Annotated in this window: 12 protein-coding genes; 10 read left to right on the top strand and 2 right to left on the bottom strand. The window is 61.7% G+C overall.

What is annotated here, in order from left to right:
- The 10 genes from IBX53_RS03745 to IBX53_RS03790 all read left to right on the top strand — a co-directional run bounded on the left by IBX53_RS03745 (nt 1) and on the right by IBX53_RS03790 (nt 11,086).
- Nucleotides 1–1,878, top strand: a complete 1,878-nt coding sequence (locus IBX53_RS03745; protein ID WP_290905546.1) for a hypothetical protein — start codon at nt 1–3, stop codon at nt 1,876–1,878.
- 138 nt (nt 1,879–2,016) lie between these two features.
- Nucleotides 2,017–2,478, top strand: coding sequence for a glycerol-3-phosphate cytidylyltransferase (tagD, locus tag IBX53_RS03750; RefSeq protein WP_367171537.1), 462 nt, complete (start codon nt 2,017–2,019; stop codon nt 2,476–2,478).
- A gap of 2 nt (nt 2,479–2,480) precedes the next feature.
- Nucleotides 2,481–3,479: a hypothetical protein gene (locus tag IBX53_RS03755; protein WP_290905549.1), complete on the top strand. Its 999-nt coding sequence runs from the start codon at nt 2,481–2,483 to the stop codon at nt 3,477–3,479.
- A gap of 76 nt (nt 3,480–3,555) precedes the next feature.
- Complete coding sequence (gene galE / locus IBX53_RS03760; protein ID WP_290905551.1) at nt 3,556–4,572, top strand: UDP-glucose 4-epimerase GalE; 1,017 nt, start codon at nt 3,556–3,558, stop codon at nt 4,570–4,572.
- An 82-nt stretch (nt 4,573–4,654) separates the two neighbouring features.
- The gene (locus IBX53_RS03765; protein WP_290905554.1) at nt 4,655–5,863 is read left to right on the top strand and encodes a CDP-glycerol glycerophosphotransferase family protein; all 1,209 of its coding nucleotides are present in this window, start codon (nt 4,655–4,657) and stop codon (nt 5,861–5,863) included.
- 184 nt (nt 5,864–6,047) lie between these two features.
- The gene (locus IBX53_RS03770) at nt 6,048–7,256 is read left to right on the top strand and encodes an ATP-grasp domain-containing protein (RefSeq protein WP_290905557.1); all 1,209 of its coding nucleotides are present in this window, start codon (nt 6,048–6,050) and stop codon (nt 7,254–7,256) included.
- 1 nt (nt 7,257) lies between these two features.
- Nucleotides 7,258–7,932: a sugar transferase gene (locus IBX53_RS03775; RefSeq protein ID WP_290905560.1), complete on the top strand. Its 675-nt coding sequence runs from the start codon at nt 7,258–7,260 to the stop codon at nt 7,930–7,932.
- Nucleotides 7,933–7,975: 43 nt separating this feature from the next.
- On the top strand, nt 7,976–9,169 hold the full coding sequence (locus IBX53_RS03780; RefSeq protein ID WP_290905562.1) for a DegT/DnrJ/EryC1/StrS aminotransferase family protein: 1,194 nt from the start codon (nt 7,976–7,978) through the stop codon (nt 9,167–9,169).
- A gap of 37 nt (nt 9,170–9,206) precedes the next feature.
- Nucleotides 9,207–9,662, top strand: coding sequence for a TerB family tellurite resistance protein (locus IBX53_RS03785; protein WP_290905565.1), 456 nt, complete (start codon nt 9,207–9,209; stop codon nt 9,660–9,662).
- A 182-nt stretch (nt 9,663–9,844) separates the two neighbouring features.
- Nucleotides 9,845–11,086: an FAD-binding oxidoreductase gene (locus IBX53_RS03790; RefSeq protein ID WP_290905568.1), complete on the top strand. Its 1,242-nt coding sequence runs from the start codon at nt 9,845–9,847 to the stop codon at nt 11,084–11,086.
- Between the two features lie 77 nt (nt 11,087–11,163).
- Here the strand turns inward: IBX53_RS03790 and IBX53_RS03795 are convergent, their stop codons facing one another.
- A complete protein-coding gene (locus IBX53_RS03795) occupies nt 11,164–11,598 on the bottom strand; it encodes a hypothetical protein (protein ID WP_290905571.1) in 435 nt (144 codons plus the stop codon).
- Nucleotides 11,599–11,639: 41 nt separating this feature from the next.
- A complete protein-coding gene (locus IBX53_RS03800) occupies nt 11,640–12,530 on the bottom strand; it encodes a DMT family transporter (protein ID WP_290905574.1) in 891 nt (296 codons plus the stop codon).
- Nucleotides 12,531–12,743 lie beyond the last annotated feature (213 nt).

Consider the following 12,743-nt stretch of genomic DNA (forward strand, 5'->3'; position numbering starts at 1 on the left):
ATGAAAATCAAGAGAGGCATCAGGCGCCGTCTTTCAAGACTGCTGAGACGTCCGATCAATCAGCGCAGGTTTGTTGATTCCTCGCTCGGAGCGAGTGGTTTTCTCAAGATATTGAAAGAAGAAGATGTTGATTATGTTGTGCTGCGCTGGTTCGAAACATTGCCCCATGTTGCTCCGGGCGAAGATATCGACATCCTTGTTGCTGATAACGATATCGAAATAATGACATCCTATATGAAGTCGGTTGGGAATAAAGGCGATATTCCCTGTGATGTCTATAGTGTCAGTGGCCTGCCAGGTTCAAACTCGAGGAATATGCCTTATTACCCCGTGCCAATCGCCAGGAAGATATTGGATAATGCCATCTGGGTGAATCACCTCGTCAAGGCTCCTTCCCATGATGATCATTTCCTATCTCTTTGCTATCACGTCTTGTACCATAAAGGCTATTCATCGGGAGTCCCCTCCGAGGACGCAGAGCGTAACAAGAAGGTGCTCCCCTGTAATGATCATGATTATGTAGCAATGCTCGAGAGGCTGTATCAGGAATCCAGTCTGAAGTCTGCGCAATTTGTGGTTACCCTCGAAGGGATCGATAGAATATTGAGTGAAGCCGGGTGGAAGCCTGCCCATGATACGCTCGAGAAGATATCAATGCGAAATCAATGGATCCGCGATGCGCTCTGTGAAGACGCGGTCGAGATTCCTGATGATCTGAGAGGGTTATCCATTTTCCTGGTCAGGGAAGAGGGGATGGAATATCTTGATGTCATCAAGAAGATCCTCTTTGACCAAGGTTTTGATCACGTCATGGAGGGGAGTATTCCGGAGGAAAGAGTCGGCCGGGTTGCATCCGGTATTCGCGGAGGAAACTGGGGAAAGGGCCCTTGGCCAAAAAGCGGAGGTTTGCCCTCTTATTATTATGTTGTCTATGATGCCAAGCCTATTTCACCCAATAAAAAAATGCTCAAGGATCATCCTGGACTTCATAATGAAAGAATCTCGATGGCGAAGCTCAATATACGGGATAAGTACAATCGTGAGGTGGGCCCCAAGTTTAGATGTAATATTCTTCATTCGGCTGATAATGCTGACCAGACGCTCTATTATCTTGGGCTTATAAATACTGGTTGTATTCCCTTTGTCAAGGAAGAGGCTTGCAGGAAATATTCCGCGTTTGCCACCCCATTTGCGGTTGTCAAGGATCTCAGTAAACATGCGCGACGAGCGAAGGTTGAGCTGATCGATTTTCATGGGAAGAAAGCCATATGCAAGACGTTCAAGGAAGGTCGTGAGCATTTCCTGGAGAGAGAAATTACAGCACGTAAAGTCGGTGCGGGCTTGAGTGAGGTATCCAGCCTCCTAAAGGCCGGGAAAAACTATATTGTCATGGAGTTCTGTGAGGGTTCCCGTGATGAAATATCGAGTATTCGACCATTTTTTCACAGTCATGATTATTTGCCGATTTGGGCAATAGAACAAATGAAACAGATAATTATTTATTATCGTGCGCGCGGCTATGAATGCGTTGACTTCAGTCCGAGAAATGTCCTGATTGACTCCAGTAAGGGGCTGAAGGTCATTGATTTTGAATTTTTGCAGAAGGTGGATGCTCAGTCGGCAGGACTGGTGGGTAATTTGGCCTGGTATTCTCCTCCTGATGGTTTTGAAGGCGACCTGCCTCAGGGGAAGACTAACGTTTCTCTGTATCGTAGGCGCTGGTTTCGCTATACGGGGCTCCCGATCTATTTCTGCCTCAACGATTTTCCCAAGGCCGTTCTTCACCTGGTTCGTGGGGTGACCTTCATTTATTTCTCTGTCAATAACGCCAGACGAAAAGCCGTTTCACTACCCTTCAAGAAATTTAACTTCCGCTGAGTTGATTGCCGGATATTCGAGGTTGTCAGCTTCCTGATACGCATGAAGTCAGATTTAATAGAATAACTTCTCCGATTTTCACATCTCGTGTCGCCTCAACAGCGACATGTTGGCCATTCTGTTTGGGGAGAACGAAAGATGACAAGAACAGTGATTACCTACGGCACATTTGACATGTTTCATATTGGTCATCTCAACCTGCTTCGGCGCATTTCCGAGTTGGGGGACCGGTTGGTCGTTGCGGTATCCACGGATGAGTTCAATGCCGGTAAGGGCAAGCGAACCCTCATTCCCTTCGAGCAGCGTGCCGAAATCGTGCGCAATATCCGCTATGTGGATGAGGTGATACCGGAGGCCTCCTGGGATCAGAAAATCGACGACGTGAAACATCACCAGGTGACCACCTTCGCCATGGGAGACGACTGGATGGGCAAGTTCGATTTCCTTTCCCCCCATTGCGAGGTCGTGTATCTGCCGCGGACCGAGGGTGTCTCGACAACCGAGTTGAAGCGCTCCCTGAATCGCTTCTGCAGCGTTTCCCGCGAGGATATCCTGCGCGCCTTCGACGTTATCGAGCAGTTGCGCAAGGATTTTGGCTAATCGTGACTTTCCCTATCGGGCTCTATCTTGCGGTGAGTCTTATGCCATGTACAGGAAAGTGGATTTCAGCCGCTCGTCGGCTACCCATCAGGGCGTTGGCAAGGGCAGGATTCGGCGTCTATCCAAGCCGCGACCTGAGAGGGGTGGCGATTACCGTTCCCGAAGTGCTCGATCGATACGCGCAGCGCCCCTGCATCGTGGAGTGCCCCATTTCCCATTGCCTATGGTTCGGTCCCACGGGCCTCGCCTATGGCAAGGAGTCATCGCACCCCTATGTGCAGAGCCTGTTGCAACAGCTGCGTGGCGAGTGTCGCTACTATCAGGAGACTTGCCTGGCGCACTACTGGCGGTCATGGACGCCGGCGACACTGGCGGAGTCCCTGGGAATCGATGCTGAATCGGCGCATCCCTGGTTGAACGACAGCCCCCCGCTGAGCGACTTCATGCCCTGGGGGGGCATGCCACAGTTCGAGGCCCTCAAGCTGTCCGTACAAGCCTCCGAACAGGGACGCCTGGCAGATGGAGAGATGCCGGCGGTCAGCGAGATCGCCGTCAGACAGGTGGGTCCCAAGCCCGACTGGTTCGGCGAGCTCAGGATTCAGCATCTTGTGTCGCTACATGCGCAGATAGCCTCGGAGGGCTACCGCCAGCGGGCCTCGTCGAGTCTTTCGTACAAGCATCAACATGTGGTGGTCGACTCCATGGTGCGCGGTGGCGAGGTCAGGTTCCTAGTGGCCAACGGCCAACATCGGGCTTCGGTGCTGTCCGCCATGGGACACGAGAGCGTGCCGGTGCTGCTCAACGTCTCCCACAAGCGTGGACCATCGGTCATCCGCCGTGGCGACGCTGCTAACTGGCCGCTTGTCCGGATGGGCATCATTTCACTTTCCGATGCGCTCGACGTCTTCGACAGAGTCTTCGAGGGTCGACAGCCCCGCGGTTTTCCGGCCCTGAAGCGAGCGGGCGACCCCTGGCCGTGTTGCACCTGCCAAGGGGAATGAGGGTCGGTCATTGCTTCGCCTTGCCTTCCCGAGGGCATCCCCAGTTCGTTTTTCTGCACGCCAAGGAAGTAACCCCATGTCGATTCTTGTGACAGGTGGGGCCGGTTACATTGGCTCTCACATGGTGCTCGCTCTGCTTGAGCATCACCATGAGGTAGTGGTGCTGGACAATCTGAGCAATGGTTCCGCCGCATCGCTTGAACGAGTCGCGGCGTTGACCGGCAGGGACGTGGCCTTCATCGAAGGCGATGTGCGCGATCGAGAGCTGCTGGATCGGCTCTTCCACCAGCATAAGATCGATGACGTGCTGCATTTTGCCGGTCTCAAGGCAGTTGGAGAGAGCGTCGAGCACCCTCTGCGTTACTTCGATTACAACGTGTCGGGAACCGTGACCCTCTGTCGTGCCATGGAGGCCGCTGGCGTCCGTCGTCTGGTCTTCAGCTCCTCGGCAACGGTCTACGGGGATAACGACACCGTCCCCTACGACGAAGCGCTGCCTACCGGGGAACCGACCAATCCCTATGGTCGTTCCAAGCTGATGGTAGAGGAGGTGCTAAGGGACCTGGCGCGGGCCGATACGCGCTGGTCCATTGCGTTGCTGCGCTACTTCAATCCTGTGGGGGCGCACCCCAGTGGACTCATCGGCGAAGACCCGCTCGGCATTCCCAATAACCTCGTGCCTTACATCACCCAGGTCGCCGTCGGGCGCCGCGATGCGCTATCGGTGTTCGGCAACGACTATCCGACTCCCGATGGCACCGGGGTGAGGGATTACATCCATGTGATGGATCTTGTAGAGGGGCACCTGGCGGCCATGAAGGCGATCGGCAGGCGTCCGGGCGTCTCGGTCTGGAACCTCGGGGGCGGACGGGGATACTCGGTACTCGACATGATTCAGGCCTTCGAGAAGGCCGCCGGGCGCAAGATCCCCTACCGGATCGCGCCACGCCGAGACGGGGATCTGGCGCAATACTGGGCCGATGCCTCCAAGGCCGAGAGAGAGCTGGACTGGAAGGCGACACGTGACATTGAGGCGATGATGGCGGATGCCTGGCGATGGCAGGTCAACAATCCCGGGGGCTATGCCTCTTGATCCGGCCGTGTCCCCTGTCCCCGCATGCTGCCCCCCGGCCTGGCCCGGTGAAGCCGAGTCCTCATACCGAGAGTCGAATACCATGAATTACCTCTTGCGTCTGTTGCAGCAACTCGCCTGGCTTCCGCTCTGTCTGTTCGGTTGGATGAGCTCTCGCGATGACACGCTCTGGGTGTTCGGTGCCTGGCACGGTCGCCAGTATTCGGACAATGCCCGGCATCTCTATCGGCACGTTCGCGACCATGAACCAGAGCTTCGTGCGGTGTGGCTGAGCCATGACCCCGATGTGGTAAGGCAGGTCCGTGAGGAGGGGGGAGAGGCCGCGCTGGCCTATTCGCTGGCGGGTATCCGGTTCTCCCTGCGGGCACGCCTATTCCTCGTGACCCATACCGCGGAGGACGTCAACGCACATGCTTCCGTCGGGGGCACCCTGGTCAACCTGACTCACGGTACGCCATTGAAGCGGTTCGGAAAGGATGCCAGGTCCAGCAGGCTCGGCGGTTTCACGCCGCTGTTTGACCTCTACCTGCGCCGACTGCTGCCGGCGAAGCGGGGGCCGGATCGAGTCCTGGTGGCGTCGGGTGTCGGGCGCCAGCGGATGATGACGGCCTATGGCCTTCCTGCCGAGCGCGTCTCGGTGCTGGGCTATCCCCGCTGGGCTGCGTTCCACACCGATGCCGCCTCGTTGCTGCGTCGTGAGGGCATCGAGCCACGTCGCTACAAGGGTGTCGTGCTCTACGCCCCAACCCTGAGGCAGCAGGGCAGGGGTGGGCTGGATGTGGCCCAGGGCAGGCGGCTCGAGGCGCTGTTGCCCTGGCTCGAGCAGCAGCAACTGCTCCTGCTGGTGCGTGGTCATGTCGCGTTGAAGATGACGGGGGTTGAGGCCCTGGCCCGGCACTCGTCACGGATCATGGAGGCTTCGGCAGACCGCTTCCCGGACGTCAACGAGCTGATGCCTGAGATCGATGTGCTGATCACCGACTACTCCAGCCTGATGTTCGACTACGCCTGCTTCAAGCGCCCGATCATCCTGATGGCGCCGGACCTGGAGGACTATCTCCATCGCGACGTCGGGGTCTATGGCGACTATGTCGAAGACGCCCCGGGACCTGTGATCCGCGACTGGTCCCAGGTGCCCTCGGCCTGGCAGGAAATTGCCGAGGGCCGACATGACCAGCGACTCGCTCGCTTTACGGCTCGCCATGCCGCCATGAATGACGGCCGGGAGTGCGAGAGGGTCACCATCTACCTGCGTGACCACTATCAGCTCAAGACGGTCGTTCCTGCCTGACGGTTCGCGCCGGGCGGTCTGCCCCGTGCCTCCTTTTTCTCGTTAACCGACCTTTCCTGTTGACCCAAGGGCCTGCTGTGTCCTCTGCATGCCCACGTCCGGGCCGCGGTCATCCTGCCGTGACGTGCCGCCGTGGGCATCGGGGGCGGGTTGGCCCCCTCTTTCCCCTTCTGTTGGAGATATCATGCAACACGAATCCGAAGCCACAGTGCTGTTGACCCAGGGATGGTGCCGAAGCAGCTATTCGGCGCTGCGCGGTCTGGCGCAAAATGGTGTCGAGGTGGTGGTCTCCGATACCTCGAGGATCGGCATGTGCCAGGCCTCGCGATTTGCCCACGGGCGGGGGCGCTATGCCTCGCCCTATGGTGACCCGGAGGGGTTCGTCGCGGACGTGGTCGGCCTGTGTGAGCGTCATGACATCGGTCTCATCCTGCCGGGGCACGAGGAGGGTGAATTGCTGGTGCAGGCCCGTGAGGCAGGGCGGCTGCCGGCGCACGTGGTGCTCCCCATGGTGGATTCGGCCACCCTGGCGCTGGTCAATGACAAGGATCGAATGAGCCGTCTGGCCCGCGACCGGGGGGTGTCGGTTGCCTCCATCGTTGACTACACGACCCCGGCGGAGGCCGGCCAGGCGTCCGATGCTTCCTGCGAGTACGTGGCCCGAGCGCGTCGTGGTAACAGCTCCAAGGGCGTGCGCTTTTCCCGAGGTGGCGGAACGCTGGCCCAGACGCTGGACGAGATGATCGAGGATTTCGGGCTGGATCCCTCCCGACCCCCCATCGTCCAGGAGCGGGTGGTCGGCGATGGCTGGGGCGTCTCCTGCCTCTACTGGCATGGCCAGCGTATCGCCTCCTTCACCCACCGGCGGCTGCAGGAGAAGGTCGCCACCGGCGGCACCAGTACCCTGCGGGTGAGTGACGCGCATCCAGGCATGGAGGCGGATGCCCATCGGCTGCTGGACTCGCTGGAGTGGCACGGCCTGGCGATGCTCGAGTTCAAGCACGACCCGGCAACCGGACGTCACGTCTTCATCGAGGTGAATCCCCGTCTGTGGGGCTCCATCGACCTCTCGCTGAGCGCCGGGGTGAACTTCCCCTGGCTGCTGTACCTGGCCCAGACCCGCGGTCCGGCCGTTGCCCAGGCTCATTTTCGTCCCGCCCGGCAGGGCGTCGTCGCTCGCTGGTTGCTGGGCGATGTCATCCGGCGCCTGGACCTGATGCAGCGCGGCCACCTCGGGACGGCCCTCACGTTTGCCGATGGCGTGCATGCCGACAGCTTCGATGACGCCAAGTGGGACGACCCCCTGGTGCTGTTCGGCGAGGGTCTCTACTACCTCGTGAAGGGGCTGCGGACCCAAAGCATGAACCCGCTGGAAGCGGGAATGGTGCGCTGACATGGCTCTGATCGATTATCACCACCACGACCTCCTGTCCCACAGGCATGGCACCGGGCCGAGTCCTTCACAGCGACTGGTGAAGCGGCTCTTCGATCTCGGGCTGGCCCTGACCCTGCTCGCGCTGCTGCTGCCGGTGATCCTGATCACGGCCCTGGCGGCGCGTCTGGATACCGGGGCATCCGGCTTCTTTCTTCAGGAGCGGATCGGGCGGAGAGGTCAACCGTTTCGGGTTGTCAAGATTCGTACCATGCGTCCGGTGGCGGGGACGACCGTGACCACCCTGGGAGATCCCCGCATCACTCGGCTTGGCGGCTGGTTACGCCGTACCAAGCTCGATGAGCTGCCGCAGCTGTTCAACGTCCTGGCCGGCCAGATGAGCTTCGTGGGTCCGCGCCCCGACGTGCCGGGCTTCGCCGATGCCCTGGCCGAGGAGGGGCTGGTGATCCTCTCCGTGCGCCCTGGCATCACCGGTCCGGCCACCCTGAAGTATCGCGACGAGGAGGCCCTGTTGGCCGGGGTGGAGGACCCTGAGCGCTTCAATCGCGAGGTGATCTTCCCCGACAAGGTCCGGCTCAATCGAGACTACGTGCTGCACTGGTCCTTTACTCGGGACCTGGTCTACCTGTGGCGCACCGCGTTTCCTCGCCCGCATCACGGGTCGGAGAAGCGCTAGGTACGCTGACTGTTGCAGGCGCCGTTGGCGCCAGGAGGAACCAATGCAAGGCTGGCCACGTCATGAACCCGATGAAATCGAGGCGGTAAACCGCGTGCTGTGTTCTGGACGCGTGAACTACTGGAACGGCGGGGAGGGGCGCGCCTTCGAGCAAGAGTTTGCCGACTTTCACGACATGCCCCATGCCATTGCCGTGGCCAACGGCACCCTGGCCCTGGAGTTGGCGCTACGCGCCCTCGAGGTGGGCCCGGGCGCTGAGGTAGTGGTGACGCCGCGCAGCTTCATGGCGTCCGTCTCCTGCGTGGTGGCCTGCGGGGCGCGTCCGGTGTTCGCCGATGTCGACCCCGACACCGGCAACCTTACCGCCGAGAGTATCGAAGCGGTGCTGACGCCGCGCACTCGGGCCGTGATTGCCGTGCATCTCGCCGGCTGGCCCTGCGATCTGGAGGCACTGCGGGCGCTGGCCGACGAGCGGGGCCTGTGGTTGATCGAGGACTGTGCCCAGGCCCACGGCGCCATCTGGCAGGGCCGGCGGGTCGGCAGCGTGGGTGATGCGGCGGCCTTCTCCTTCTGTACCGACAAGATCATCTCCACCGGAGGGGAGGGTGGCATGCTGCTGCTAAAGGACGATGCCGCCTGGGAGCGGGCCTGGAGTTACAAGGACCACGGCAAGTCCTGGCAGGCGGTGCACGCCGAGCATCCGCCGGGCTTTCGCTGGCTGCATGGCAGCTTCGGCAGCAACTGGCGGTTGACCGAAATGCAGGCGGCCATCGGGCGCTGCCAACTGCGAAAGCTGGAGGGATGGCTGGCGAAACGCACGGAAAATGCTGCGCGGTTGGCGGAAGGGTTGAAGGACGTACCGGGATTGCGGCTGCCGGTTTTCCCGCCACAGGCCACGCCGGCCTGGTACCGCTTCTACGCCTTTGTCGAGCCTGATGCCCTTGGCCCGGGCTGGGATCGTGATGCCATCGTCGCCGAGGTCAACGCCAGGGGCGGGCACTGTCTGCATGGCGGCTGCAGCGAGATCTATCGGGAGCAGGCCTTCGATGGCACCGATCTTCGTCCACGCGAGCCTCTTCCCGTGGCGAAGCGGCTGGGCGAGACCAGCCTGATGTTCCTGGTGGACCACACCCTTAATCCGGACCAGATGTGCCACCTGGCCGAGCGGGTCAAGGAGACGATGGCCCTGGCCAGCGGAGGGTCCCACGCCCGGCTGGGTGAACGCCAGGCCGTGTAACAGGTCATACTCCGAGACAGATACGAGGAGGACGGCCGTGCTTACAGCTATTCAGCGTTTCTTCCAGCAGGTGCTGGCAGACCCCGAGGCGCAGGGCGAAGAGGGGCCTACCCTGGAACTCGCCGCGGCGGCTCTCCTGTGCGAGGTGATGCGCGCCGATTATCAGGAAGATCCTGCCCAACTGGTGGCGCTGCGCGAGATGCTGCGTGAAAGCCTCGATCTGGAGGATGAGGCGGTGGATGAACTGGTGGCGCTGGCTCGGGAGGAGGTGGAGAGTTCGGTGGACCATTATCAGTTCGTGAGCCTCATCAAGCAGCATTACGACTGCCCCAGGCGCTGCGCGCTGGTGCGGATGATGTGGGAACTGGCGCTGGCCGACGGCGAGCACCACCATCTCGAGGAACACCGCATCCGCCAGCTCGCCGACCTGCTGCACGTGGGGCACGGCGATTTCATCCGCGCCAAGCTTCAGGCCCAGGTGGCGTGCGATTGAAAGCTTCGTCTATCGCCGCGAGACTTTTTGGAGAAATCCTCCAAACATGCCGAATAAAATAGACAGTTCATCTTAATTCTTGTCGATATCCCGTGGTTATGGCGAGGCCTGCTAGACTGGATCCCACGAATGCCCTGCCGAGAGGCGGGGCTTTTTCTTTGGCGGATCGGGGAGACTCTCGCATGTCCCGTAACATCATCGTCCTCGGCGCCGGGATTGTCGGCGTCTCGGTGGCCTGGCATCTGGCGCGTCGCGGCCACGACGTCACACTGGTGGATCGCCGCGAGCCAGGCCGCGAGACCTCCTTCGGCAACGCTGGCATCATCCAGCGCGAGGCGGTGCGCCCCTACGCCTTCCCCCGTGACCTCGGTACCCTGCTGCGCGTCCTGCCCAACCGCGAGGTGGACATTCGCTACCGTCCGACCGGCATGGTCAGCGCGGCGGGGCCGCTGCTGCAGTACTGGATCAACTCGGGCGGCGCGCGCTACGAGCGCATCGTCAACGACTACGCCTCTTTGATCATGCGTTGCCTGGATACCCATGCGACGATGATCGAGGCCGCAGGCGCCGAGGCACTGGTGAGCCAGGGCGGCTGGCTGGAGCTCTACCGGACCCGGAAGGCCATGGAGGAGCGCCTGACGGAGGCCCGCGAGAATCACGCGCGTTTCGGGGTGGAGCATGAGGTGCTTGACGCCGAAGCGCTGCATGCCATGGAGCCGCACCTGGCCAAGGGGCTGGTGGGTGCCATCCACTGGACCCAGCCATGGATGGTGGCGGACCCGGGCGCCCTGGTACAGGCCTATGCGAAGAGCTACGAGGCGTCGGGCGGCCACCTGATGCAGGCCAGCGTCGAGGACGTCAACCAGGTGGGCACCGGATGGCGCGTGATGACCAGCGAGGGCGCCCTCGAGGCGGATCAGGTGGTGGTGGCGATGGGTCCCTGGACCGGTGAGCTGCTGTCACGCCTTGGCCTGGAGGTGCCGCTGTTCGTGAAGCGTGGCTATCACATGCATTATTCGGCAGAGCAGGGCGCGCAGCTCAATCACTGGGTGATGGACGCCGAGCGGGGATTCCTGCTGGAGCCGATGCGGGCCGGTATTCGCCTGACCACCGGGGCCGAACTGGCCGCCCTCGACGCGCCGCCCCACTACAAGCAACTGGCGGCCGCCGAGAAGGCGGCGCGCAAGCTCTTCCCGCTGGGCAAGCGACGAGATGCCCAGCCGTGGAAGGGCGCTCGCCCCTGCATGCCGGATATGAAGCCGGTGATCGGTCCCGCGCCCGGTAAGCCTGGGCTGTGGCTGGCCTTCGGTCACGGCCACCAGGGATTCACCCTGGGGCCCGCCACCGGCGAGCTGCTGGCGCAGATGATGGACGGTGAGACCCCGGCGGTCGACATGACCCCGTTCCGTCTCGATCGCTTCTGATCCTGCTGCCTGAACGAGAACGGGCGCCTGGTAGCCAGGCGCCCGTTCTCGTTTCCGGGGCTCTTTCTCGGGACTCGTCAGGAACCCGCACTGCCGTTGCTCCGGTGGCGCCGTGTCAGATGCATGGCCAGCTTGATCAACACCGTGAGCAGGAAGACGAGCCAGCCGGCGGTGGCGAAGATGTTGAACAGCAGCATCTTCTGCTGCCCGTTCAGCGGCGCCAACAGACTTTCGATGACGATGCCGAACAGGAAGGCCAGCGTCAGAGGTAACGCCAGGATATGCATCCACATCTCGGTGCGCCGTTTGCGCACGTGGTAGCGGCGCAGCAGCACGCGGGAGGGGCGGTGCACGAAGCTGACCAGTATCAGGGTCCCCAGCATCAGCAGGGCGGCCAGGGTGGGTTCGATGCTGCCGATCTGCGCCGTGAGGCTGACCGACCAGAAGACCACCAGCCATGATAGCCCTGACAGGACGGTGACCAGGTCGGCATAGTGGCGCACCTTCGGCATGTTCACTTCCCTCTTTGGATCTGCGGGCATGATACGGGAATTCAGCGCCGGGTGAAGAGTCGGCGTACCCAGTACCAGCGATTGATCAGCAGCGCGGCGAAGATCAGCGCGCAGCCGGCCAGCTGCAGCGGCGACATGGTCTCACGGTACCAGGCGGCGGACAGCAGCGCGGTCCAGACCGCCTCGAGCATCAGGATCACCGCGGCATGGCTGGGCGTGGTGAGCCCCTGGGCATGCACCTGCAGGAAGAAGCGCAGGGTGCTGGCGAGCAGCACGCTGGCGGCCAGCCAGCCGAGGGTTACCCCACCAATACGCGTCGGCCAGGGTTCCACGGCCAGGGAGGCCAGCCCCAGCACAATGCCCACCGTGATCAGCTGCAGCACCGTCAGGGGGAGGGCCGGCAGTCGGCGCACGACCCGTGAATTGGTGTTGATCAGCAGCGAGAAGAGCACGGCAGAGCAGGCCATCAGCCACTGGCTCGGCTCGATGCGAAAGCCGGCATTGAGCGACAACACGCCAAAGCCGGCCAGTGCCACGGGGAGGGCGATCCAGGTGGTGCGGGGCGGCCGGTCGCCGAACACCAGGCGCGCCATCACCGGCACCAGCAGGATGCCCAGGCTGTTGATGAAGGCGCTTTCACCAAGGTGGTGGGAATGGTAGAGACCCGTGATCCACAGCGTGAGCGCTCCGCTGAACAGTACGCCGACACTGGCCCCGGTCAGGATGTCGTTCGTTGAGAGCCGCCGCAGGGCAGGGCCGGCGAAGGCGGCGAGAATCAGCCCGGCCAGCAGGAAGCGGGTGCCGATGAACAGCAGCGGCGGCAGGCCGTTCAGCGCTTCCTTGGAGAAGATCCAGCCCGAGGCAGCCAGCAGCGTCACCAGCAGCAGGAGCAGGTCGGCACGCAGCGGGGCGCGGACGGCGGAATCGGGCATGGGGCACCGGATGAAGGGACGTGAAGGGGGGATGTTAGCAGGCAAAGGGCTGATCGTCTGTGTCGTTCGTCCGCCTTCAAGACAGCCTTTACGACAGTCTCGACGGGCAGTCTCGACGGGCAGTCTCGAACAGGGGCTTCCGGTATACTGGTCACTTTCGTGAACGTTCCAGCCGAGACAGGACCCGACGTGACCTCACTGACCCTGACCCGC

The organism is Halomonas sp. (assembly GCF_014859505.1).
Classification (GTDB): domain Bacteria; phylum Pseudomonadota; class Gammaproteobacteria; order Pseudomonadales; family Halomonadaceae; genus Halomonas.

Bases quoted from the DNA above. Each gene is read 5' to 3' on its own strand.
- tagD (WP_367171537.1), top strand. From the start codon at position 2,017: ATGACAAGAACAGTGATTACCTACGGCACATTTGACATGTTTCATATT.
- IBX53_RS03775 (WP_290905560.1), top strand. From the start codon at position 7,258: ATGGCTCTGATCGATTATCACCACCACGACCTCCTGTCCCACAGGCAT.
- IBX53_RS03765 (WP_290905554.1), top strand. From the start codon at position 4,655: ATGAATTACCTCTTGCGTCTGTTGCAGCAACTCGCCTGGCTTCCGCTC.
- IBX53_RS03780 (WP_290905562.1), top strand. From the start codon at position 7,976: ATGCAAGGCTGGCCACGTCATGAACCCGATGAAATCGAGGCGGTAAAC.
- IBX53_RS03790 (WP_290905568.1), top strand. From the start codon at position 9,845: ATGTCCCGTAACATCATCGTCCTCGGCGCCGGGATTGTCGGCGTCTCG.
- galE (WP_290905551.1), top strand. From the start codon at position 3,556: ATGTCGATTCTTGTGACAGGTGGGGCCGGTTACATTGGCTCTCACATG.
- IBX53_RS03800 (WP_290905574.1), bottom strand. From the start codon at position 12,530: ATGCCCGATTCCGCCGTCCGCGCCCCGCTGCGTGCCGACCTGCTCCTG.
- IBX53_RS03770 (WP_290905557.1), top strand. From the start codon at position 6,048: ATGCAACACGAATCCGAAGCCACAGTGCTGTTGACCCAGGGATGGTGC.
- IBX53_RS03795 (WP_290905571.1), bottom strand. From the start codon at position 11,598: ATGCCGAAGGTGCGCCACTATGCCGACCTGGTCACCGTCCTGTCAGGG.
- IBX53_RS03745 (WP_290905546.1), top strand. From the start codon at position 1: ATGAAAATCAAGAGAGGCATCAGGCGCCGTCTTTCAAGACTGCTGAGA.